The organism is Bifidobacterium bifidum ATCC 29521 = JCM 1255 = DSM 20456 (genome assembly GCF_001025135.1).
Lineage (GTDB): Bacteria > Actinomycetota > Actinomycetes > Actinomycetales > Bifidobacteriaceae > Bifidobacterium > Bifidobacterium bifidum.
The window spans coordinates 1,239,208-1,263,670 of sequence record NZ_AP012323.1 but is presented as its reverse complement, the minus strand read 5'-3'; the positions used below and the strand labels follow the sequence as shown (position 1 = coordinate 1,263,670).

Here is a 24,463-nt window from a genome sequence, read left to right as displayed (position 1 = left end):
GCACCGATGCATCGCATGCGCCGTCGTATGCGCGCCTCTGCGTGCCACACTATGTGAATTCTGATGTTTTTTAAGATGGTGTGGCAAGGGACGGAGACGAGAACAATCCCGAATCATTGCAAAATGGCCGTCCTATGATTCGAATGTCGGCCATACCACGCGATGTGAAGGCTCACATCGCGTTGTGTGGCCGATGGAAAGCCACACAATGCGATTTTGACGCGAAATATCGATGGTGTGGCAATGCGGGGACGCAAGTGGCTATCCGCCGCATTGCTGCGGATGACCGCCCCAGTCGCTTCGCGACAGCTCCCGGGCATTGTCAGGCGATTCCAGCAGCAAGTGCCGTGCAGTATCGGCGCGACACGCCGAAATGTGGATAACTCCCGAGCCTTCGACCACATCGGTCGTTTTTCGCCCTCCGCCGTGCATCGGTGTGCGATGCTGGGGATGCCGGGGCGCGGGGACGTTCCGGCGACCGACGACGGAATGGGGGAGAGACTGATGCTGAATGATGATTTAGATGGGCAGCGGGGAGCGTGGCACCATCCTCAGGTGCGGTATGACCGCCATGCCATACGGCGCAGGCAATTCGCGCTTCGCCGCAGGGAGCGTTGCAAACGGACCATGATCCGGCTGTGCTGCATGTCCGTTGCCGTGATGTTCGCTGCGATGATGAACTGGGCGCTATTGCGGGTGCCCTCCGCATCCGCCGGGGAAGAGGTCTTCACCGCGGTGACGTTATGCGCAGGACGACAGGCGGCGTGTCGGGCGGTATGGCTTTGGCCTGTGGGTCAGCCGGCCGTCATCGCGGATTTCGACCCACCTGACCGGCCATGGCTTTCCGGGCATCGCGGTGTGGATCTGCAGGCATCCGACGGCGATGAACTGTATGCCCCTGCGGATGGCATCATATCGTTCGCCGGGAGTGTCGGCGGCAAGTCGGTCGTCAGCGTCAACCACGGTGACCTTGTGTCGACGTTCGAGCCGGCGCATACCGAGGGCGTTGCCGGAACAGCCGTGAGACGCGGCGACGTCATCGGCGAAGTCGGAGGGGCATCCGACCATTGCGACGGCCGATGCCTCCATTGGGGAGTCAGGAGGGTCCGACTGCAAAACGAGGGGACGGCGACGACATATCTTGATCCGCTCGCCCGTGTGAGACCCATGCGCATTGGCCTGAAACCCGATTGACGGCGATGCTGCCCCGAATTCGTATGGAAAAGCCGTACAATTGAACGGTGGCGATGCAGATGCCACCCGTTCGCCGGAACGACCGGCCCACAGTCGAGGGGAGCGCTGAAATGCTCAAGGAATATACGCAACCGGTCACCAAGCCCATTGACGGCGATAAAAACGTGTTCTCGGTGGTGGTCGAACGCGCTGAACGCAAGCCCGACGAGCCGCTGGTCTCGTACAAGGACGGTACCGGCTCATGGCGCTCGTTCACGGCCGCCGAATTCCGCGACAAGGTCATCGCACTGGCCAAGGGCCTGATCGCCCGTGGCGTCATGCCAGGGGACGCGGTGTCGATCATCTCTTCCACCTCATGGCAATGGGCTGCGCTGGACATGGCCATCATGTCCATCGGCTCCCTCACCGTGCCCGTCTACGAGACCAACTCGCCGGCTCAGGTCGCCACGATCTTCAATGACTCCCAGGTGACGATGGCGTTCGCCGAGAACGATGCGCAGCGTGACAAGATCGAGTCCGTCCGCTCGCGCTGCAGCACGCTGAAAGACGTGTACGTCATCGATTTCGGTGCGCTGAACACGCTGGAGGAATACGGGCGCGGAGTGAGTGACGAGGAGTTCTGGGAGCGCGAGCGTCTGGTGAAGGGTGACGACCTGGCAACCATCGTGTACACGTCGGGCTCCACCGGCATGCCGAAGGGCATTGAACTGTCACACGGCAACTTCGTGTACGTCACCTATGCCGGTACGCAATCCATGCCCGACATCGCCTATGGGCGTGACCGCCGTCTACTGCTGTTCCTTCCGCTGGCTCACGCATTCGCGCGGTACATGGTGCTGTACTGCTTTGCCGGTGACGTGGAGCTGGGGCTGTCCAACAACCTCAAGACCATTCTGTCTGATTTCGGCGAGTTCAAGCCGTCCTTCATACTGGCCGTGCCTCGCATCTTCGAGAAGGTGTACAACGCCGCCTCGCAGAAGGCGGGTGCCGGCATGAAGGGGCGCATCTTTGCCAAGGCCGCGGCCACCGCACGCGAATGGTCGCACGCGCAGCAGGAGGGCAACGGGTTCTCGGCCTCGCTGCGGATGCGCCACGCCATGTACGACCGCCTGATCTATCGCACGATCATGGGCGTGTTCGGCGGCCACTGCGAATATGCGGTGTCCGGCGGCGCTCCCCTGGACGGGGCCATCGCACACTTCTTCAACGGTGTCGGACTGCCGCTGCTTGAGGGGTATGGCATGACGGAGACCTGCGCCCCGGCCATGGTGAATCCAACCAAGGGATATCGCATCGGCACGGTCGGCCTGCCGCTGCAGGGGGTGTCGGTAGGGCTCGGCGAGGACGGCGAACTATGCATCAAGAGCCGTGCGGTCTGCGTCGGATACCATAACCATCCTGAAATCACCCAGAGCCAGATCGTTGACGGATGGTTGCACACGGGGGACCTCGGCGACATCGACGACGACGGGTTTGTCACCATCACCGGACGCAAGAAGGACCTGATCATCACGGCAGGCGGCAAGAACGTGTCTCCGGGCATATTGGAGGCCAGCGTGATGACATCGCCGGTGGTGGACCAGTGCGTCGTCATCGGTGACCGTAAGCCGTTCATCGCGGCGATCGTCTCCCTGGATCTCGATGAGACCAACGCCTGGCTGGCCGCGCAGGGTGTGGAGCAGGTCTCCGACCTCGCCGAAGCCGTGCGCAACCCGATCGTCTACGCCGAGGTCGAGCGCGCGGTCAACGCCGCCAACGATCTGGTGTCGCGGGCAGAGTCGATTCGCAAATTCGAGATCGTGCCGGAGCCGTTCACCGAGGAGAACGGACTGCTGACCGCCAGCATGAAGGCACGCCGTCAAGCGGTGATCGACCACTTCGGCGAACTCATCGACACGCGCATTTACGCCCCGAAGGGCCGCTGAGCGGAAGTCCAGCCGGGCAACGAGTCGGCCGTCACCTCAACCGGTTCCCGTCATCATGACGGATGGTTGAGGTGACGGCCGACTCGCGTATATCCCGGTATTGCCGCGCCTGCTACATTCCCTGTGACGCGCAATCCCTGCGTCTGTCACATCCCCGCGTCGGCCAGAGTGATGTAGCCGGGGTCGATCAGCGTGCTCTTGAGGTTCGACGCGCTGACCGCGACCAGGTCGGGGCGCAGCGTCGGCATGTTCTTCCCCGCGACGCCCGGATACGTCCCCTTGGTCAGGTTCTGCGGCGATTTCACCGCCGTGCCCTGATTGATTTTCAGGCACATCTGCGCGAGCTGCGTCGCGGCGCCCTTGCGGTCCTCGACGGCGGTCATCCATTGATGGCCGCTGACGAGTTGCGGCAGTTCGTCGACGTACGCGCCATATCCGGTGATGATGGGCCACTGCGTGTCCCTGGCCTTTTCCGAGGCCGACCCGTCGTTGGCGGCGTCGCCGTCGTTTTCCGGCGCCTTGATCGGATCCGGCACCTTCTTGCGGTGGAGATCCTGCTTTCCGGTGATGTTGCCGACGATTCCGGGCAGTGTGATGGAGGGGTTGATGTCGGCCGCCGAACCGGTGTATCCGAGATGGTCGAGCGCGTCGACCACTCCGGAAGCCACGTAATCGTTCATGGCGATGATGCCGTCGATTCGGGTGTGCGAGGCCGAATCCTTCTGTTTGAGACGATTGGTGATCTCGTCGGTGATGCGCGAATCCTTGTCGATTTTGAAGGCGACCGACTCCCACTGCCCGTCGGTCGTGTCGGCCGTCAGCAGTCCGGACGGACTGTATGCCGTGCCCTTCTTGAAATACGGCTGCAGCACGGACCAGGCGCCTGCGAAGGCCTCCTTGGCGAATTCGTCGTCACTGCCGTCAGCGGATGCGGTGTAGGGCAGCAGGATCTCCACGGCCTTCGGATTGTCCTTGCTGATGGTGTCGAGTTGCAGTTTGTCGGCAAGCTTGCTCGCCTGGATCTGCCCGATGCGTTCGGCTGTCGACAGTTCGACGAAAGCGTCGGGGGTGAAGTCCTTCACCGGATTGGCCACGAGCACCACGTGCATGCCCGAGTCCTTGGCCAGCTGCAATGCGTTCGCCATACGGGGCATCGATTGCGTGTCCGTCGAGTCGGATGCGTTATCCGAGCTGGATGCATTCGCCGATTCGGATGTGTCAGTCGATTCCGATGCATCCGTTGAACCGGCCTCGTCTGAACCGGTTCTATCCGTCGCCGTGCCGCTCGTCTGGCTGACGTAATCGCCGTATTGCCGGGTGGATGTCTGCGTTTCGGCTGCGGGCGCGACGATCAGCGTTATTTCCTTCTCGTCAGCACCGTCTTTCTTGTTGGCGCTGTCTTTCCCGCTTTGCGCCGACACCGCATGATTGACGACGTAATCCTGAATGTCCTGGCTCTGCTTGGCGAGGTCACTGGATGTGGTCGTGGTGATGTTCGCGGATTTGAATCCTTGCTTCTTGAGCTCGGAGGTGATGTCGGGCACCAGTTTCGCCCACTTGTTCAACGGCGTGTGCTGGGAGAGGGTGATGCCGTCCGATGGGGTGAATATCGCCACCGCCCCGGTGGATTGCGTGACGGTGCCGCCGTCCGGAGTGTTGGTATCGTCCGTTGACGCGCATCCCGCCGTCGTGAGCAGAAGACCCGTCGCCATCGCGGCGGCGATGAGTTTCAGACAAGACACCATGCGTCGTCCTGACATGGTCACGCCCTTTCAGTCATGCGAATACTGTGACTTTCGATTGTAGCCTCACCATATGCACAAGGCCCGCATCTCGTGTGGGGACATGGGATGCGGGCCTTGATGGCGATGGATTGCCGGCGGCGATCACCGGTGGCGGGAGCCGCCGGAGAACCCCGCCCGGCCGGTCACGCGGTCAGCGCCTTGGAAAGGTTCTCGTCCAGCGCGTTCATGAAGCCCTCGGTGTCGAGCCACGCCTGATCCGGTCCCACCAGCATGGCCAGATCCTTGGTCATCTGACCGCCTTCGACGGTGTCGACGATGACCTTCTCCAGCGTCTCGGCGAAGTGGCGAACCTCGGGCGTGCCGTCCAGGTCAGCGCGGTGCTTGAGTCCGCCGGTCCACGCGAAGATCGAGGCGATCGGGTTGGTGGAGGTCTTCTCGCCCTTGAGCCAGCGACGGTAATGGCGGGTCACGGTACCGTGCGCGGCCTCGGCCTCGACGGTCTGGCCGTCCGGGGTCATCAGCACGGAGGTCATCAGGCCCAGCGAGCCGAAGCCCTGAGCCACGGAGTCGGACTGCACGTCGCCGTCGTAGTTCTTGCACGCCCAGATGTAGCCGCCGTGCCACTTGAGGGAGCTGGCGACCATGTCGTCGATCAGGCGGTGCTCGTAGGTCAGTCCAGCCTCGTCGAACTTGTCCTTGTAGTCGGTCTCGAACACTTCGGCGAAGATGTCCTTGAACTGGCCGTCGTAGGCCTTCAAAATCGTGTTCTTGGTGGACAGGTACACCGGGTAGTGGCGCATCAGGCCATAGTTGAAGCAGGCGCGAGCGAAGCCGCGGATCGAATCGTTGACGTTGTACTGCACCTGGGCCACGCCGCCGTCCTGGCCGTAGTCATAGACCACGTGCTCAATCGGCTCGGAGCCGTCCTCGGGAGTGAAGGTGACGGTCAGGCGTCCGGCGCCCGGCACCTTGAAGTCGGTGGCCTTGTACTGGTCGCCGAAGGCGTGGCGGGCCACGACGATCGGCTTGGTCCAGCCGGGCACCAGACGAGGCACGTTGCTCATCACGATGGGCTCGCGGAAGATCGTGCCGCCGAGGATGTTACGGATTGTGCCGTTGGGGGACTTCCACATCTTCTTGAGACCGAATTCCTTGACGCGGGCCTCGTCCGGAGTGATGGTGGCGCACTTGACGCCCACGTGCTCGCGCTGGATTGCCTTTGCCGCGTCGATGGTGACTTGGTCGTCGGTGGCGTCACGGTTCTCGATGCCCAGGTCGTAATAGTCCAGATCGACGTCCAGATAGGGCAGGATCAGACGGTCCTTGATGTCCTTCCAGATGACGCGGGTCATCTCGTCGCCGTCGAGCTCGACGACCTTTCCCTCGACCTTGATTTTGGCCATGCGTTTCCTCCTAGCGTGATTGGCGTATGTGCACCAGTCTTAGCGCATCGATGTTACCGCGCGTTGTCCGCCGCTCGGTATTCGCCACAATGTGAGACGGCGGGTGATGCGCGTGTGCGGCCGCGTCCGGTGTCACAGCCCGGCATTAGCCTTGAAACCATGTCTCAGGAAATTGAAATCGGTTTGGGCAAGAAGGCCCGCATGGCCTACGCGCTGGATGATGTCTCCATCGTTCCCTCTCGTCGCACCCGCGATTCGCAGGACGTGTCGACGTCGTGGCAGGTGGATGCCTATGAGTTCGACGTACCGGTCATCGGAGCCCCGATGGATTCGGTCACCAGCCCCGCCACGGCGATAGCGATGGGCCGGCTGGGCGCTCTTGGCGTGCTGGATCTGGAGGGTCTGTGGACGCGGTATGACGATCCGCAGCCGCTGCTCGACGAGATTGCCCAGCTGCCCGATGACGTCGCGACCGAGCGGATCCAGGAGATCTACCGTGAGCCGGTGAAGCCCGAGCTCATCACCCGCCGGTTGCATGAGATCCGCGATGCGGGCGTCACCGTGGCGGGCGCGCTTTCCCCGCAGCGCACCCAGCAGTTCTACTCCACGGTGGTCGAAGCCGGTGTCGACCTGTTCGTCATCCGCGGCACGGTGGTGTCCGCCGAGCATGTGTCCCTCGGCCATGAGCCGCTGAACCTCAAGAAGTTCATCTACGACCTCGATGTTCCGGTCATCGTCGGCGGCGCCGCGAACTACACGGCGGCCCTGCACCTGATGCGCACTGGTGCGGCGGGCGTGTTGGTCGGCTTCGGCGGCGGTGCGGTCACCGCTACGCGCACGACGATCGGCGTCCACGCCCCGATGGCGACCGCGATCGCCGACGTGGCTGAGGCGCGCCGCGATTACATGGACGAGTCCGGCGGCCGCTATGTGCAGGTCATCGCCGATGGCGGCATGGGGGATTCGGGCAGCTTCGTCAAGGCCCTCGCCATGGGCGCCGACGCCGTCATGCTCGGCGCTCCGCTCGCCCGCGCCACCGAGGCTCCCGGTGGCGGCAAGCATTGGGGTGCGGAAGCCCGTCACCAGACCCTGCCACGCGGTTCCCGCACCGATGTCGGCACGGTCGGCTCGCTGGAGCAGATCCTGTTCGGGCCCAGCCACCGCGCTGATGGCCAGGTGAACTACATCGGCGCGCTGCGCCGAGCCATGGCGTCCACGGGCTATGTCGACGTCAAGAGCTTCCAGCGTTGCTCGGTGGTCGTCAACCCCTACCACGTCTGATCCGTGATGCTTCGCCTCCGCGTCGGAGGCTCGAATCGCGGCACGATTGCACAAAAAGGCACCCTCGTCCATTGCGGGGGTGCCTTTGTTGTGTTGTGCTGGGATTATCCCCTTTCATCGTGGATGGGGGCGAGAGAGAAGACGGAGAAACAGACATGGAGCAACCCACTTATCATTACGCGCGCGAAAACCCGCCCTGCCCGGTGCCGAGCCTCGACGGGTACGTCATCGTAGAATCGTCCGACGTTCCGGTGCCGTATCACATCACCAGCTGCGGCGCGGGAAGCATCAACGCCGCACAGGGCCATTCGCTGGCGGTATCGTCCGCCCGCATAGCATGCATGTCCGCCGACATCATGCGCGGACAGCTGCATGCGGGCAAGCTCAGACGGGCGGTGACCGGCCCGTGTCTCAAGAAGCTGGAGACCATGGCGTACCTGCTCGACAACCACATGCAGTCGAATCCCGAGCTGAAGGCCAAACTCCGGTATCTGCCGGTGGTGCCCCGGATGATGTCGGGGATGTTCATCAATCCGACGACGTTCGAGATATCGACGCATCTGACCATCGGCGTGCAGAACTACTGGTCGAACATCGTGCTGCGCCAGATGGGATGCCGCTGGCTGTGCACGATGACGGACATCGGGTGATACACGCCGCGCAAGCCGGATGATATGTTCCGCATGGCCGCGTGCCGGTACGCGGCCATGCTTATAGTGGAGCCTATGTTGCGTGAATACACCGTCGATACGATCTATCAGACCACAGACCTGGACACCATCTATTCACTGCTCGCCAAGCGTTGCGAACGCGACCCCGATGACCTCGTCGCCCAATGGCAGGACGATGAGACGAGGCAGTGGCATGACGTGTCCGCCGGCCAGATGAACGACCGCGTCCGTGAGGTGGCCAAGGGGCTTCTCGGCCTCGGGGTCAAGCCCGGCAGCATGGTCGTGATATACGCCGCCACCTGCTATGAGTGGGGCGTCGTGGACTTCGCCTGCGCCTCCATCGGCGCGGTGAGCGTCCCCGTATACGAGACTGATTCGCCCAAGCAGACGGGTGATATCGTCGCAGAGGTCGAACCGGTCATCGCCTTCGCCGGCGACGACTCTCATGCGCAGATCCTTGAGCAGATTCGCGCGCACAGCGAGAGCCTGCGCTACGTGTTCAACTTCAAGGCGAACGGCCTCGACGCGGTCGCCGATTTCGGCGAGTCCGTCAGCGACGAGGAACTGGACAAGGCGATCGGCCGCGTCCGCGCCGACGACCTGTTCACCATCGTGTACACGTCGGGCTCCACCGGCAAACCGAAGGGCGTGATGCTGTCTCACCGCAACTTCAACCACACGGTCTACAACGGCTATGAGGTACTCAACGACATGCTGTACCAGCCGAGCCGTCTGCTGCTGTTCCTTCCGCTGGCGCACTGCTTCGCGCGGTACATCCAGTACGTGGCCATCGGCTCGCATGGCGTGGTCGGCTATATCTCCAGCGCCAAGCGGCTGCTCGCCGACCTGCGTGGCTTCAAGCCCACGTATCTGCTGGGCGTGCCCCGCGTGTTCGAGAAGGTGTACAACGCCGCCTCGCAGAAGGCCGGAGCCGGTCTCAAGGGGCGCCTGTTCGCCAAGGCGTTCGATCATTTCGTGCAGTGGTCGAAGGACGAGATGGCCGGCGGCCATCATTCCCTGTGCGCCCGCATCCAGCACAGCTTCTACATGCAGACCGTGGGCTCGTCGATCCGTTCCGCCCTGGGCCCCAACATGAAGTGGCTCGCCTGCGGCGGCGCCCCGCTCAATGCCGATCTCGCGCACTTCTTCAACGGATTCGATGGCATCACCTTCATCCAGGGGTATGGCATGACCGAGACGGCCGCGCCCTGCCTGGTGAATTTCCAGGACGCGAACGAGGTCGGCTCCGTCGGCCGGCCCGGCTGCATCTCCATCAGGCTCGCGGATGACGACGAGCTGATGATCAAGGGGCCGAACGTGTTCCTTGGCTACTACAAGCAGCCTCAGCGGACCGCCGAGGCCCTGACCTCCGATGGCTGGCTGCACACGGGTGACCTCGCCACGATCGACGATCGGGGATTCGTGTTCATCACGGGCCGCAAGAAGGACATCATCATCACGGCCGGCGGCAAGAACATCAGCCCGGTGCCGATGGAGGATGTCATCAACACATGCCCGATCGTCGCCCATGCCGTCGTCATCGGCGACGGACGCCCGTTCATCGCCGCGCTCATCGAACTCGACGCGGAGATGACCCGATCGTGGCTTGCCTCGCAGAACCTCGACATCGACGCGCCGATGAGCGAGATCGCGACCAACGACGCGGTCCGAGCGTTGGTGCAGCAGTACATCGACAAGGCCAACGGCAACGTCTCCCGCGCCGAGTCGGTGCGCAAGTTCGTTATTCTGGACGAGGAGTTCAACCAGGAGGACGGCACTCTGACACCCAGCATGAAGGTGGTCCGCCCGAAGGTGCTGCAGCGTTACGCCGACGTGATCGACAACATGATCTATGCTCCGAAGAACGCCGCAAAGCCGCTGCCCGCCACCGTCAAGATCCTCGACATGACCGCCGAGACCGTGAAGCAGTCTTCGGAAAGCGTCAAGCAGGCCTTCGACCAGGCGAAGGGGAAGATTCGCTTCATGAAGGACGACGAAGCCGAATCCGGCAGCCCCGAGCAGGAGGACAGCGTGGGCGACGCGGCATCCGACAGCAACGACACCAGTGAGGAGAAGTAATTGGCCATCCGCGAAATCAGAACAGTTCCCGATCCGGTGCTGCGCACCCCGTGCGAGACGATCAGGGAGATCACGCCCTCCGTACGCCGCCTTGTGCAGGATCTGCTGGACACCGTCGACGATCCGGGTCGTGCCGGGCTCTCGGCGAACCAGATCGGTGTCGGGCTGCGCGCCTTCTCGTACAACATCAACGGGAAGATCGGGTACGTGCTCAACCCGGTGCTGGAGGAGAAGAGCGGCGAACAGTACGGTGACGAAGGATGCCTGTCCGTTCCCGGCCTGTGGTACAAGACCCGTCGTGCCGATTACGCCCGCGTGCGCGGCATCGACCTGGACGGCAACGAGGTCGTGCTGGAGGGCAGCGGCCTGATGGGTCGCATGCTGCAGCATGAGACCGATCACCTCGACGGTCACGTGTACCTCGACCGGCTGGAGAAGACGGAGCGCCGCGAGGCGTTGCGGTACATGCGTGAGCACGCCGCCAAGTAGGCACGTGGTGGTATTCTGAATATTTGTGCGCCAACCCGGCCGTCACCGCAGTCGCAGGTGGCGACGGCCAACCGTTATCGTCAACCGGTGCACACCATATCGCGTCATGTCCGCGACGGCCTGTGTCGGTCGGCCACGCTTCGGCGGGGCTGCACTCAGGTACGCATGACCAGGCAAGAACCGACAAGAAAGGTAGTGCTATGGCACAGATCACGATGAGCGAAATGCTCAAGGCCGGCGTCCACTTCGGTCACCAGACCCGTCGTTGGAACCCCAAGATGAAGCAGTACATCTTGATGGAGCGCAACGGCATCCACATCATCAACCTGTTCAAGTCGCTGGAGCTGATCGACAAGGCCTATGACTTCATCAAGGCCACCGTCGCCCACAACGGCACCGTGCTGTTCGTCGGCACCAAGAAGCAGGCCCAGGAAGCCGTGCAGACCCAGGCCACGCGCGTGAACATGCCCTACGTGTCCGAGCGTTGGCTCGGCGGCATGCTGACCAACTTCCAGACCGTCTCCAAGCGTGTGAGCCGTCTGAAGGAACTTGAGGAGATGGACTTCTCCGACGTGCACGGCTCCGGTCTGACCAAGAAGGAACTGCTGCTGCTGGAGCGCGAGAAGGATAAGCTGGAGAAGCAGCTTGGCGGTATCCGCAACATGGTCCGCACCCCCTCCGCGATGTTCGTCGTGGACATCAACAAGGAATCGCTCGCCGTCGAGGAAGCCCACAAGCTGGGCATCCCGGTCGTGGCCCTCGTCGACACCAACACCGACCCGGAGTCCGTCGACTACCCGATTCCGGCCAACGATGACGCCATCCGCGGCATCGAGCTGCTGACCAGCCTGATGGCCGACGCAGTGGCCGATGGCCTGCTGGAGCGTTCCGGCCGGGCCGCCAAGGCCGAGGGCGAGACCGAAGCCGAGCAGCCGATGGCCGCTTGGGAGAAGGAACTGCTGACCGAGGGCGCTTCCGCTGAAGCTGCTCCGGCCGCCGAGGCCGAGGAAGCCAAGGCCGAGTGACCTACCTCCTGTAGTATGGGAGGTGCAACAGCCTCCCATCACTATGGGGACACATTTTTAACGAGGAGACAAATCAATGGCAGCAATCACTGCAGCTTTGATCAAGCAGGTGCGCGAAGACACCGGCGCCGGCATGATGGACGTCAAGAAGGCTCTCACCGAGGCCGAGGGTGATGTCGCCCGCGCCAAGGAGATCATCCGCGCCAAGGGCATCCAGGCCGCTGGCAAGCGCGAAGGCCGCAAGGCCCAGGAAGGCACCATCGCCTCCAAGGTGATCGAGTCCGCCGAAGGCCAGACCGGTTACGCCGTCGAGCTCAATTCCGAGACCGACTTCGTGGCCAAGACCCCGAATTTCGTCGAATTCGCCGACACCGTGCTCGGCTACGCCGTGGCCGCCGACGCGAACAACGCCGACGAGCTCCTGGCGTCCAACGCCGAGGACGGCACCGTCAAGGTCGCCGTCGAAGAGGCGGCCGCCCTGTTCGGCGAGCACGTCAAGGTCGGCCAGTTCGCCAAGATCTCCGGCCCGCACGTCGAGATCTACGCGCACAAGAAGTCCGTCGAGATGCCCCCGAGCATCGTCGCGATGATCGCCACCGACGAAGCCGGTGCCAAGGTCGCTCACGAGGCCGCTCTGCAGATTTCCGCCATGGGCGCCAAGTGGCTCAGCCGTGAGGACGTTCCGGCCGATGTCGTCGAGTCCGAGCGTCGCGTCGCCACCGAGAAGTCCCTGGCCGAAGGCAAGCCCGAGAAGATCGTTCCGAAGATCGTCGAAGGCCGTCTCAACGCCTTCTACAAGGAAGTCGTCCTGCTTGAGCAGCCGTTCGTCAAGGATCCGTCCAAGACCGTCGGCAAGCTGTTCGAGGAAGTCGGTGGCAAGGCCGTGGCCTTCGCCCGTATCGAGGTCGGCAAGGGCGAAGAGGAGTGAATCGAACCGCGAAGGTTTGATTCGTCCCGCTCCGGTCCGCATCATCGGGCCGGGGAACAGCCTGTGAGCTGAGATGAACCTCAACAAAGGCGGTCCGCGCTTTCATGCGTCGGCCGCCTTTGTCATACCTGGCATGGCCGGCGCGGCCATGCCAGCCGACAGCATGCAATCACACGAATAACGAAAAATCATATGGGGGATCATGACGATGATTTCATCGTTGATGGGGAGCGGAACGGCGCAGCCCACCTGCCGCAGAAACGAATGGCCGAAGAACCGCATGGCATCGGATAGGACCGACCGGCATGCGCTGATCATGCCGGGCACCGGATACAACTGCGATCGGCCGCTGCTGTATTACTGCGCGATGGCGTTGGCCGATGCCGGCTGGTTCGTGGAACGGCTCGACGTCGATGCGGACCTGTCGAAGACCCCCGCGCCGAGAATATTCTCGATGCTGTCCGGAGCCGTCGACGACTGGCTGGATGGCATCCCTCGCCGGTCGAGTCCGTCATCGCAGCCGCGCACCCTGGTGGTGGCGAAATCGCTGTCGACGTTCATCTACCCGCATGTGTCCCGGCTCGGCGTCCCGATGGCCTTGCTGACGCCCGTGCTGTCGCCGGCCGACTTCGATCCGACACGGTCCGTCATCCCCGTGCCGGGCGATGACGATTACGAGCCCGGCTCGGCTCCCGAACCGCTGATCTGCGCAGGAACCGCGGACCCGCTGTACCGCAGCGACCGGGCCCATCGTCTCAGTGGCCTCGTGCATGAGTACCCGCAGGCCAATCATTCGATAGAGGTTCCCGGCCGGTGGCGCACTTCTGCGTCGTATCTCGACGACGTGGTGGCCCGGGTCGAGGAATTCGCCGAATCGCTGTGATCGCGCGAGTCGCTACCAGGCACTGTCGCAGTTTGCGGATACGCTGATAGGCAGTATGTCGGGCGGTTCCGGCTCACGAAGCATCAGGGAACCGATATCAGAAAGGCTATGCATGGCAGATGGAGTAGCGGCGGATCAGCCACGAAGGGTATTGCTGAAACTGTCTGGTGAGGCGTTCGGCGGCGGAAAGGTCGGCATCGATACGCAGGTGATTCGTCGCATCGCCGAGGAGATCGTCCCCGCCGTGCGGCAGGGCGTTCAGGTCGCCATCGTCGTCGGCGGAGGCAACTTCTTCCGCGGCGCGGAATTGCAGCAGGCCGGCATCGACCGTTCCCGCGGCGATTACATGGGCATGCTGGGCACGGTGATGAACTGCCTCGCGCTGCAGGATTTCCTGGAGCAGGAGGGGCAGGCCACCCGCGTGCAGACGGCCATCACCATGGGCCAGGTCGCCGAGCCGTACATTCCGCTCAAGGCCATCCGCCACTTGGAGAAGGGCCGCGTCGTGATCTTCGGCGCCGGTGCGGGCATGCCGTATTTCTCCACTGATACGGTGTCCATCCAGCGTTCGCTGGAGATTCATTGCGATGAGGTCGTCATGGGCAAGAACGGCGTCGACGGCGTCTACACCTCCGACCCCCGCAAGGACGCAGATGCCAAGCGTTTCGCGACGCTGAGCTACAACCGCGCCCTTGTCGACAACCTGGCGGTCATGGATGCCGCCGCGCTGTCCATGGCCCGCGACAACAGGAAGCGCATCCGCGTGTTCGGTCTCGAAGAGGCCGGCAATGTGACCCGCGCGCTGCTCGGCGAGGAGATCGGCACGCTGGTGTCCACCGCCGAATCCACGCTCGCGTGAGCGACGCGCATCGGTGATCGCGCGTCTGCATCCAACCCGGGAAACCAACTTCAACGAAGAACAACAACAAGGAGCACAAAATGGCCAATCCTGTCGAACAAGCCAAGGAACAGATGAACAAGTCCGTGGAGAACACCAAGGAGAACTTCGCGGGCATCCGCACCGGCCGCGCCAACCCTGCGCTGCTCAATGGCATCGTCGTTGACTACTACGGTGCTCCGACTCCACTGAAGGCCGTCGCGTCCATCGGCGTGCCGGAGCCCCGCACCCTCTCCGTCACCCCGTTCGACGTGTCCCAGGCCAGCAAGGTCGAGAAGGCCCTGCGCGACTCCGATCTCGGCGTCAACCCGAACCGCGATGGCAACGTCATCCGCATCACCATGCCGGAGCTGACCAGCGAGCGTCGCAAGGAATACGTCAAGCTTGCCAAGTCGAAGGCCGAGGACGGCAAGGTCGCCGTGCGCAACATCCGCCGCAAGGCCAAGGAGACCATCGACAAGTCCGTCAAGGACGGCGAGATGGGCGAGGACGAGGGCGATCGTCTGCTCAAGGAGCTCGACAAGGTCACCAAGCAGGTCACCGACCAGCTCGACGCGCTGTTCGAGACCAAGCAGAAGGAGATCATGGAGGTCTGACCTTCATGACGAAATCGTTGAACCGGACGCGGCATGTGACCATCGCCTCGTCCGGTTCGCTATGATGAAGGCAGAATCATCATGGCACCATCGACTTACGGAGGCGGTTGAACATCATGGAACACAACGACCAGCTTCATGTGGAGGCCGAGGAGGCCCTGGCGAACATCAATAAGAAGACCGGGCGCAACATGCCGCAGGCGGTCGCGACCGGCGCGGTGCTCGTCATCATCATATTGGCGAGCCTGCTGATCCGGATCGACGTGTTCGTGCTGCTGATCGTCGTGTTCATGGTGCTTGCGCTGTGGGAGCTCCGTGTCGATTTCGCCACGGTCGGTCTGCATATCCCGGTCGTCGCGCTGTGGCTGTGTTCGGCGGCCATCCTGCTCGGCACCTATTACAGCCCGTACCATTTCGGCACGATGGCGCTGCTGACGATGGCGACGCTGATGCTGGTGGCCATTCTCGCCACCGCCCGGTTCAGCTTCGGCAACTGGCTTTCGCTCGCCGTCGCATCCAAGCTGTCGAGCTCCGACGCCGCCGCGCGCGAGCAGTCGTCGTTCAACCATGAGAAAGGCGAACTGCATCACAGTCGGCTGTCGCATGTCGCTGTCTCGATACTCACCGTGCTGTACATCCCTACGCTGGCCAGCTGCATCGTGCTGTCGCTGGTGTTCAACGGGCATCCGGTCGCGCACGCGATCACGCTGGTATTCCTGCCGGCCCTGAGCGATACCGGCGGCCTGTTCTTCGGCGCATGGTTCGGCAAGCACAAGCTGTCGCCGCGCATCTCCCCCAAGAAATCGGTCGAGGGACTGTTCGGTTCGATCCTGTTCGCGATGATCGGCGCGTTCGCGGTGTTCTTCTGCACGTATGACGGCGCGGTGTGGGCGTCGCGCTGGTGGGTTCCGATCGTCATGGGAGTACTGACCGGCGTCGCAGGCACGTTCGGCGACCTGTGCGCGTCCATGCTCAAGCGCGATATCGGCATCAAGGATATGGGACACCTGCTCAAGGGTCATGGAGGCGTGATGGATCGTGTGGATTCCATCCTCATGTGCGCGCCGTTCCTGGCCGGACTGCTGTGGATTGTCGGCATGTGACGGTCGTCTTGACGATCGGACATGACGATGCGGGAAACGACGACAAGATACGAACGATGATGGAGGAGCAATGACGACCGGGCATGCGCAGGATGCGGAACAGCCGGAGACCGGAATCACCCCCGGCGACAAGGGGGCTTTCCGAGACGTGCTGTCCAAGGACCATGCCCGACGGGGCAAGCCGCCGGTGCATCTGGTGGACATGACGCCTGACGAGCGCATCGCCAGGGCGAAGGATCTGGGATTGCCGAAGTTCCGTGTCAAGCAGCTGGCGAACCATTACTTCGGCCGGCTGGAGACCGAGTCCGAGGCGTTCACCGACCTGCCTGCCGCCACACGTGGCGATATCGTCGAGGCGTTCTTCCCGCCTCTGATCGACGAGGTGACCCATCAGGTGGCCGATCAGGGCACCACCATCAAGACGCTGTGGCGCCTTTTCGATGGCTCTCACATCGAATCCGTACTCATGCGTTACCCGGACCGCACCACGTTATGCATCTCCAGCCAGGTCGGCTGCGGCATGGGCTGTCCGTTCTGCGCGACCGGCAAGCTTGGACTCACCCGCAACATGTCGGCCGGCGAGATCCTGGAACAGGTGCGCGTCGCCGCTCGTATGATGCGCGACGGCGAAGTGACCGGAGGCCCCGGCCGGCTCAGCAACATCGTGTTCATGGGCATGGGCGAGCCGATGGGCAACTACCGGTCCGTGCTGTCCGCCGTGCGCCAGATCAGCGCGATGCCTCCCGAAGGGTTCGGCATCTCCGCGCGTAACATCACCGTATCGACCGTCGGCGTCGTGCCCGGCATCAGGAAGCTCGCGGCCGAGGGCATCCCGGTGCGTCTGGCCGTGTCGCTGCACGCGCCCAGTGATGCGCTTCGCGACGAGCTCGTGCCGATGAACAAGCGTTTCAACACCACTCAGGTGCTCGACGCCGCCCACGATTACTTCCTGTCGTCCAAGCGCCGCGTCAGCATCGAATACGCGTTGATGCGCGGCATCAACGACCAGGCCGAGCACGCGCGACTGCTGGCCAAGCGGCTCAACCATTACGGCGACGATTGGGCGCATGTCAACCCAATCCCGCTCAACCCGATCGAGGGATCTCGCTGGACCGCATCCAAGCCCGAGGATGAGCAGCAGTTCCTCGATATCCTGCACTGTGCCGGAATCACGGCCACCCTGCGTGACACCCGAGGCTCCGATATCGACGGCGCCTGCGGCCAGCTCGCCGCCAAGACCAAAGAGGCCTTCGCGGCCTAACCGCGCTCTCGCTGCTGCAGGCCGCGAATCTCGAACCGCAGAGGGCGCGGCCTTCCCGTCCCATGTAACGGGACGCTGCGGCACTGCTGTAACGGGCGGACGCTACCCTTGGTATCCGTACAACAACCGAGCTTGATAAGGGAGCAATCATGTCGTTGGCCGTCCGAGTCATTCCATGCCTAGATGTCGATGCGGGACGAGTGGTCAAGGGCGTGCATTTCGAGAACCTGCGTGATGCCGGCGACCCGGTCGAGCTGGCGGGGGAGTACTACCGTCAGGGTGCCGACGAGCTGACCTTTCTGGACGTGACCGCCTCCAGCTCGCACCGCCAGACCATGATCGACGTGGTCAGCCACACCGCAGAGCAGGTGTTCATCCCGATGACCGTCGGCGGAGGCGTGCGTACTCCCGAGGACGTCGACTCGCTGCTGCGTTGCGGCGCCGACAAGGTGGGCGTCAACACCGCAGCCATCAACGACCCGACGCTGATCAGCCGCGTCGCCGACCGATTCGGCAATCAGGTGCTGGTGCTGTCGGTCGATGCCCGCCGCGAGCAGGGCGAACAGCATACGCAGTCCGGGTTCGAGGTGACCACGATGGGTGGGCGCAAGTCCACCGGCATCGACGCGATCTGGTGGGTCAAGCGGGCCGAGGAACTGGGCGCTGGCGAGATCCTGCTCAACTCGATGGACGCGGACGGCACCCGTGAGGGCTTCGATCTGGAGATGATCAAGGCAGTGCGCCGCGAGGTCAAGATACCGATCATCGCCTCCGGTGGCGCGGGCAAGGCCGCTGATTTTCCCCCGGCCATCGCCGCCGGTGCGGATGCGGTGCTCGCCGCGTCGATCTTCCATTACGGTCTGGTGACCATCCGCGAGGTCAAGCAGGCGCTTCGGTCCGCGGGATACACGGTTCGCCTGTGAATCGCGGCGGAACCGGCCGGCGATGATTCGCCGCATGCATGAACACGACTCCATAGGGACATGAACAGGAATATGAAGGACATGACAGATACGCAATCCACCATCGACTATGACAACACCGACGAACTCGACCCGCGCATCGCTGCGCGGCTCAAGCGTGACGCGCGCGGGCTGGTCGCCGCAGTCATCCAGCAGTATGACACGCACGAGGTGCTGATGGTCGGCTACATGAACGACGAGGCGCTGCGGCGCACGTTGACGACCGGTCGCGTGACGTTCTGGTCTCGCTCCCGTCAGGAATACTGGCGTAAGGGGGACACGTCCGGCCATGTGCAGTATGTGAAGTCCCTGGCGCTGGATTGTGATGGCGATGCGATTCTGGTTCAGGTCGACCAGGTGGGTGCCGCCTGCCATACCGGCAAGCGCTCGTGCTTCGAGGAGGGCGGCCCGTTGCCGGTCGTCGTCGGGGACCGTACCGCGGAACAGGAGAATGCGTGATGAGCGAGCGGCGTATTGACGATGCCGGTGTGGCCGGCGGCCTGCACGATGATGGGGCCGCGTGCAGTGTCGAGCATCTCGAATGGGGCGGCACATGGCCGGACCGCGCCCAGTTCCATCGGCTTGCCGACGCCGGATACCGTGTGGTTCCCATCGTGCGGCGACTGCTCGCCGATTCGTTGACGCCCGTGGGCTTTTACGAGCGTCTCGCCGGGGGCCGTTCGGGAACGTTCATTCTGGAATCGGCGGAATACGGCGGTTCCTGGAGCCGATACAGCTTCATCGGCGTCAATTCGATAGCTCAACTGCGCTCCGATCACGGCAAGGCGAACTGGCTCGGCCAGGTGCCGGCCGGAGTGCCCACTGAGGGTGACGTGATTGAGGTGGCCCATGCCGCGCTCAAGGTGCTCAAGGCGCCGCATGTGGCCGGACTGCCGAACCTGACCAGCGGACTGGTCGGCTCCGTCGGCTGGGATGCCATCCGCCATTGGGAGCCCAAACTGCGCGCCGAGGCGCCGGATGAGACCGGCCAGCCGGAGGTGACGCTGGCCTTGGCCACCGACATCGCAGTGGTCGACCATGTGTCCGGCTCGGTGTGGCTGATAGCCAATGCGGTGAACGTCGACGACCGGCCGACCCGCGCCGATGCCGCGTATGACGAGGCCATCGAACGGCTGGATGCCATGCAGCGCAAGGCCGCCACGCCGGTGGCGGGGGAGGCCCGCGTGAGCGTGCTTGACCGAAGCCTGCCCCAGCCCCAGCTGCGGTTCCGCACCGCCAAGGCCGAGTATGAGCGCTGGGTGGAGGAGACGAAGCGGCACATCGTCGACGGCGATGTGTTCCAGACGGTGATATCCCAGCGTCTGGATCTGGATTCGCCGGCTGACCCGTTCGACGTGTACCGTGTGCTGCGCACGCTCAACCCCAGTCCGTACATGTATTTCATGACGCTCACCGACGCCGAGGGACGCGATTTCAACGTGATCGGTTCCAGCCCCGAGACGCTGATCAAGGTCGACAACGGGCATGCGATGACTTTCCCGATCGCCGGTTCCCGTCCGCGCGGCGCCACCCCGGAAGAGGATGAGCGCCTTGCCAAGGAATTGCTCGCCGATCCGAAGGAGCGCAGCGAGCACATCATGCTCGTCGACCTGTCGCGCAACGACTTGAGCAAGGTCTGCCTGCCCAGCAGCGTCGAGGTCGTGCAGCTGATGGACATCAAGCGTTTCAGCCACATCATGCACATCTGCTCGACGGTCACTGGCACGGTCGATCCGAACCTGACCACGTTCGACGTGTTCATGTCGGCGTTCCCGGCGGGCACGCTGTCCGGAGCTCCCAAGCCCCGCGCGATCGAGATCATCGACGAGCTGGAGGCGGCCGACCGAGGCATCTACGGCGGGACAGTCGGCTATTTCGACTTCTCCGGCAATATGGACATGGCCATCGCCATCCGCACCGCCTTCCTGCGCGATCATCAGGCCAGCGTGCAGGCCGGCGCCGGTCTCGTGCTCGATTCGGTGCCCGCCACCGAATGGCAGGAGACGCGAAGCAAGGCCGAAGCCAGTGTCGAGGCCATCCAGATAGCAGCGCAGTTGCGTAGCGTCGAGTAGACGCCTCGCGGTACCGATCGCCTTTGCGCCCCGCCCCGGCGTGTCCTTGATGACACGCCGGGGCGTTTTCCGTATCGTGCCCGGCATTGCGGTCGGCGCGTGAGCGGGATGAAGATGGCTGCGTGACCAGAATGACTCTGGTAATGTGAGGAGTGTCACATTATGAGGATGAGCTTGATTCGAGCGCCGAAGGAATGGACGACACGCCGTATAGGCCGGTGTTCCGTAAGGTTTTTCGCGGGGAGACTCCGTTGTTGTCGATAGGGATGGCCTTGATGACTAGAAGAGAGAAAAATAAATTGTAAACTTTATATACATAAATCTGTCATGCTTACTGGCGTGCGGTGTTGCACACCGTGGGTTACCATCTGTGTGACCGGTGACATGACACAAATGTTAATGTAGTTGACATTTCCTTGGCATGCCTTTACACTAACTAATTAGTTGCCACGACGAGGAGGCAACATCCATCTCAATGGAGGAGTTAGGAATATGGTAGCTAAGAAACGACTGCTTGCTGGTCTGGCGTCGCTGACTGTCATGGGCATCGCCCTTGCCGGTTGCGGTTCGTCCACGAACAACAGCAGCAATACCCCCAAAGACGAAAAGGTGACGATCACCTACATGCATCGCCTGCCGGATAACAAGGGCATGACGCTGGTCAATGACATCGTGGCCAAGTGGAACAAGGACAACCCGAACATCCAGGTCAAGGCCACCAAGTTCGATGGCGCGGCTCAGGACATGATCAAGAAGCTGGCGACCGACGTCAAGGCCGGCACCGCTCCTGATCTGGCTCAGGTCGGATACGCCGAGTTGCCTGAGGTCTTCAATCAGGGCCTGTTGCAGGACGTCACCGAAGAGGCCGCGAAGTACAAGGACCACTTCGCTGAGGGTCCGTTCTCCATGATGCAGATCGGTGGCAAGACCTACGGTCTGCCGCAGGACACCGGCCCCCTGACGTACTTCTACAACGCCAAGGAGTTCGAGAAGCTCGGCATCACCGTGCCGAAGACCGCTGACGAGCTTATCGCGACCGCCAAGAAGACCGCCGCCCAGGGTAAGTACATCATGACGTTCCAGCCCGATGAGGGCATGATGACGATGTCCGGCACTTCCGGCGCTTCCGGCGCGTGGTACAAGACTGAGGGTAATGCCTGGAAGGTCGACACCCAGACTGCAGGCTCCAAGGCCGTGGCCAAGGTGTACCAGCAGCTGCTCGACGACAAGTCCGCGCTCACCAACCCGCGTTGGGATCCGTCCTTCGACGCCTCCATTAACAAGGGTCAGCTGATCGGCACTGTGGCTGCCGCTTGGGAAGCCCCGCTGTTCATCAGCTCCGCCGGTGGCACCGGCAAGGGGGAGTGGAAGGTCGCCCAGCTGCCCGATTGGTTCGGCAACGGCACCAAGACCGGCTCCGACGGTGGTTCCGGCGTGGCTGTGCTCAAGGGCTCGAAGCACCCGGCCGAGGCCATGAAGTTCCTCGACTGGTTCAATACCCAGGTTCCGGATCTGGTCTCCCAGGGTCTGGTCGTGGCTGCCACCACTGAGGCTGCCAAGACTCCGGCTGCGTGGTCCGAGTTCTTCAGCAACCAGGACATCTCAGCAACCAGGACATCATGGCTGAGTTCAAGAAAGCGAACGACAACATGGCTTCGTTCAACTACATCCCGGGCTTCTCCGCCGTGGGTTCAGCGATGAACGAGACTGCTGCCAAGGCCGCCACTGGTGACGCCAAGGTCTCCGACATCTTCGACACCGCTCAGAAGACTTCCGTCGAAGCGCTGAAGAACGCCAAGCTCCCTGTCAAGGAGTGAACATAACCCGGTCCGGTGATGGATAAGCTGAAAAGTTCCGTCCATCACCCAAGACCCCCGATGCCTCAGGCATCATAAAATGAAAGGCCGGGGATTCGGACTCCGGCCTTTCATATGTCCAAGAGTACATGCTCGTGGAATCGTTTTTCTGTTTTTCGAAAAGACAGGTTTGTATTATGACTGCATCCATTACTCAGGCCAAGGGTGCCGCGCCGAAACGCGCCGCCGCAAAGCCAAAGCGCTCGAAGGCATTCAAGCGCGAGAACCGAACCGGCTGGGCGTTCATGGCGCCGTTCGCAATCTTGTTCGCCTTCGTGTTCCTCCTGCCCATCATCTGGGCCGTCTATTCCAGCTTCTTCCGTCAGGTCAGCCAAGGCGGCGGCCTCTATGGCGGCGGCGAACTGGTCAACGAGTTCGTCGGATTCCAGAACTTCCAATACGTCATCACTTCCGGCAAATTCTGGACTGGTGTCGGCCATGTGCTGCTCTACACCGTCGTCCAGGTGCCGATCATGATCATCGCCGCCCTTGCGCTGGCTATGGTCATCGATTCGTTTGTCGTCAAGCACGTTACCGGTTTCCGTCTGGGCTACTTCCTGCCCTACGCCATCCCCGGCGTCGTCGCCTCCATCATCTGGGTCTACCTGTACAACGGTCAGATTTCCCCAATCGTCAAGGGTCTGGAGTCCATCGGCATCCATGTCGACTTCTTTGCCAACAACGTTGTCCTCGGTTCCATGGCCAACATCACGACCTGGACGTTCACCGGTTACAACATGCTGATCTTCCTCGCCGCGCTGCAGGCCATCCCGCACGACCTGTATGAGGCCGCCCGCATCGATGGTGCCAACGGTTTCCAGGTCGCCATGAAGATCAAGCTGCCGAACGTGCGTGGCGCGGCGCTGCTCGCCATGCTGCTGTCCATCGTCGGCACCATCCAGCTGTTCAACGAGCCGCAGATCATGTCCACCGCGGATCCGGGCATCTCCAAGGCGTACACGCCGATGATGATGGCCATGAATACTTCGCAGGGAACGCTTACCCCGTCAGGTGACGGCCCCGCATCAGCCATCGCCATCGTCATGGCACTGATCGCAGGTCTGCTTGCCGTCGTGTACACCCTTGCTGAAAGGAAGGTGAACGAGTAATGAGCTCTGCAACCGCTGAAGTGCGCGCGAACAAGAAGCGCGAACGTCGTTTGGAGAAGCAGCGCGAGGCTGCACAGCACGATCTGCCCCGTTCCATGAGGCCGTCGCCTGCAGTCAAGACACTTACGGTCATCGTACTGGTGTTGGCGCTGATCTACTTCCTGTTCCCGATTTACTGGGCCATCATTGCGTCCACCAAGACGCCCTCCCAGATGACCAGCGGCAATGGCCTGTGGTTCTCCGTGTCGCTCGACCAGATCCCCAACGCCGTGGCCACCAACTACTCCAAGCTGCTCGGCTGGACCCGTGGCAACTTCTGGCGCTGGGTGCTGAACTCGCTGATCTACTCGGGCGTCTCCGCACTCATCGGCACCATCGTGTCCGTCATGGCCGGCTACGCCACCGCGAAGTTCAACTTCCGCGGCAAGAACGTCGCCATCGGCATCATCATGGCCTGCATGCTGATGCCTGCCGCCCTGCTCACCATCCCCCAGTACTCGATCTTCCACGCTCTGAAGCTGACCAACACGATGGCGTCCATCATCATCCCGTGCTGTGTCTCGCCGTTCGGCTTCTTCCTGGGCCGTACGTACGCCCAGAGCTCTGTGCCTGATGAACTGCTTGAAGCCGCCCGCATCGACGGCGCGAGCGAAGCCAGGATTTTCTTCACCATCGTGCTGCGACTTCTCGCCCCGGCAATGGTGACGATCTTCCTGTTCCTGTTCGTCGCCACGTGGAACAACTTCCTGCTGCCGTTGATGATGGTGTCCTCCGACACCCTCAAGCCGGTGACCCTGGGTCTGTACGGCATGGTGTCGTTGGCCACATTCACCGATCGCGGCGCCCTGATGATGGGCGCACTGCTCGGCGTGCTGCCGGTGATCGTGATCTTCCTCGGTCTCCAGCGCTACTGGCAGTCCGGCCTGGCCGCCGGCGCCGTCAAGGGCTGATGTTTTCTCCCGCCATGTGCGGGAGAAAACCAC

At 62.5% G+C, this 24,463-nt stretch carries 20 protein-coding genes and 1 pseudogene; 19 read left to right on the top strand and 2 right to left on the bottom strand.

What is annotated here, in order from left to right; genetic code table 11:
• Window positions 1–789: 789 nt before the first annotated feature.
• Both BBBF_RS10310 and BBBF_RS05310 read left to right on the top strand, forming a co-directional pair.
• Window positions 790–1,194 carry a M23 family metallopeptidase gene (locus BBBF_RS10310; RefSeq protein WP_225840983.1) on the top strand — a complete coding sequence of 135 codons (405 nt, stop codon included), beginning with the start codon at window positions 790–792 and terminating at the stop codon, window positions 1,192–1,194.
• A 110-nt stretch (window positions 1,195–1,304) separates the two neighbouring features.
• Window positions 1,305–3,119, top strand: a complete 1,815-nt coding sequence (locus BBBF_RS05310) for an AMP-dependent synthetase/ligase (RefSeq protein ID WP_014760272.1) — start codon at window positions 1,305–1,307, stop codon at window positions 3,117–3,119.
• A 146-nt stretch (window positions 3,120–3,265) separates the two neighbouring features.
• Here BBBF_RS05310 and BBBF_RS05305 read toward each other — a convergent pair whose 3' ends face one another.
• The gene (locus BBBF_RS05305; RefSeq protein ID WP_021648076.1) at window positions 3,266–4,864 is read right to left on the bottom strand and encodes a substrate-binding domain-containing protein; all 1,599 of its coding nucleotides are present in this window, start codon (window positions 4,862–4,864) and stop codon (window positions 3,266–3,268) included.
• Between the two features lie 182 nt (window positions 4,865–5,046).
• On the bottom strand, window positions 5,047–6,267 hold the full coding sequence (locus tag BBBF_RS05300; protein WP_021648075.1) for an NADP-dependent isocitrate dehydrogenase: 1,221 nt from the start codon (window positions 6,265–6,267) through the stop codon (window positions 5,047–5,049).
• A 159-nt stretch (window positions 6,268–6,426) separates the two neighbouring features.
• Between BBBF_RS05300 and BBBF_RS05295 the strand changes: the two genes are divergently transcribed.
• From BBBF_RS05295 to BBBF_RS05210, 17 genes and pseudogenes are all read left to right on the top strand, one after another.
• The gene (locus tag BBBF_RS05295; RefSeq protein ID WP_003813354.1) at window positions 6,427–7,548 is read left to right on the top strand and encodes a GuaB3 family IMP dehydrogenase-related protein; all 1,122 of its coding nucleotides are present in this window, start codon (window positions 6,427–6,429) and stop codon (window positions 7,546–7,548) included.
• Window positions 7,549–7,703: 155 nt separating this feature from the next.
• Complete coding sequence (locus tag BBBF_RS05290; RefSeq protein ID WP_013363520.1) at window positions 7,704–8,198, top strand: hypothetical protein; 495 nt, start codon at window positions 7,704–7,706, stop codon at window positions 8,196–8,198.
• Between the two features lie 75 nt (window positions 8,199–8,273).
• A complete protein-coding gene (locus tag BBBF_RS05285; RefSeq protein ID WP_035139490.1) occupies window positions 8,274–10,298 on the top strand; it encodes an AMP-dependent synthetase/ligase in 2,025 nt (674 codons plus the stop codon).
• Entirely contained in the window at window positions 10,299–10,787 is a 489-nt protein-coding gene (def, locus tag BBBF_RS05280; RefSeq protein WP_003813347.1) for a peptide deformylase, read from the top strand. It begins immediately after the preceding gene.
• Between the two features lie 200 nt (window positions 10,788–10,987).
• Window positions 10,988–11,812: a 30S ribosomal protein S2 gene (gene rpsB, locus BBBF_RS05275; RefSeq protein WP_003816510.1), complete on the top strand. Its 825-nt coding sequence runs from the start codon at window positions 10,988–10,990 to the stop codon at window positions 11,810–11,812.
• Window positions 11,813–11,888: 76 nt separating this feature from the next.
• On the top strand, window positions 11,889–12,740 hold the full coding sequence (tsf, locus tag BBBF_RS05270; RefSeq protein ID WP_021648073.1) for a translation elongation factor Ts: 852 nt from the start codon (window positions 11,889–11,891) through the stop codon (window positions 12,738–12,740).
• Window positions 12,741–13,020: 280 nt separating this feature from the next.
• On the top strand, window positions 13,021–13,623 hold the full coding sequence (locus BBBF_RS05260; protein ID WP_003816512.1) for a hypothetical protein: 603 nt from the start codon (window positions 13,021–13,023) through the stop codon (window positions 13,621–13,623).
• A gap of 112 nt (window positions 13,624–13,735) precedes the next feature.
• A complete protein-coding gene (gene pyrH / locus BBBF_RS05255) occupies window positions 13,736–14,482 on the top strand; it encodes a UMP kinase (RefSeq protein ID WP_003813336.1) in 747 nt (248 codons plus the stop codon).
• An 80-nt stretch (window positions 14,483–14,562) separates the two neighbouring features.
• On the top strand, window positions 14,563–15,117 hold the full coding sequence (gene frr, locus BBBF_RS05250; protein WP_003813334.1) for a ribosome recycling factor: 555 nt from the start codon (window positions 14,563–14,565) through the stop codon (window positions 15,115–15,117).
• Between the two features lie 116 nt (window positions 15,118–15,233).
• Complete coding sequence (locus BBBF_RS05245; RefSeq protein ID WP_003813332.1) at window positions 15,234–16,220, top strand: phosphatidate cytidylyltransferase; 987 nt, start codon at window positions 15,234–15,236, stop codon at window positions 16,218–16,220.
• A 70-nt stretch (window positions 16,221–16,290) separates the two neighbouring features.
• A complete protein-coding gene (gene rlmN, locus BBBF_RS05240; RefSeq protein WP_021648072.1) occupies window positions 16,291–17,481 on the top strand; it encodes a dual-specificity RNA methyltransferase RlmN in 1,191 nt (396 codons plus the stop codon).
• A 149-nt stretch (window positions 17,482–17,630) separates the two neighbouring features.
• On the top strand, window positions 17,631–18,404 hold the full coding sequence (gene hisF, locus BBBF_RS05235; protein WP_003813327.1) for an imidazole glycerol phosphate synthase subunit HisF: 774 nt from the start codon (window positions 17,631–17,633) through the stop codon (window positions 18,402–18,404).
• Window positions 18,405–18,485: 81 nt separating this feature from the next.
• Complete coding sequence (gene hisI, locus BBBF_RS05230; protein WP_003813324.1) at window positions 18,486–18,902, top strand: phosphoribosyl-AMP cyclohydrolase; 417 nt, start codon at window positions 18,486–18,488, stop codon at window positions 18,900–18,902.
• Window positions 18,902–20,515, top strand: coding sequence for an anthranilate synthase component I (gene trpE / locus BBBF_RS05225; protein ID WP_021648070.1), 1,614 nt, complete (start codon window positions 18,902–18,904; stop codon window positions 20,513–20,515). Before hisI ends, trpE begins: the two co-directional genes overlap by 1 nt.
• A 492-nt stretch (window positions 20,516–21,007) precedes the next feature.
• A pseudogene (locus BBBF_RS05220) lies at window positions 21,008–22,332 on the top strand (ABC transporter substrate-binding protein).
• A gap of 176 nt (window positions 22,333–22,508) precedes the next feature.
• The gene (locus BBBF_RS05215) at window positions 22,509–23,480 is read left to right on the top strand and encodes a carbohydrate ABC transporter permease (protein WP_014760261.1); all 972 of its coding nucleotides are present in this window, start codon (window positions 22,509–22,511) and stop codon (window positions 23,478–23,480) included.
• Window positions 23,480–24,430, top strand: a complete 951-nt coding sequence (locus BBBF_RS05210; RefSeq protein ID WP_003813313.1) for a carbohydrate ABC transporter permease — start codon at window positions 23,480–23,482, stop codon at window positions 24,428–24,430. Before BBBF_RS05215 ends, BBBF_RS05210 begins: the two co-directional genes overlap by 1 nt.
• Window positions 24,431–24,463 lie beyond the last annotated feature (33 nt).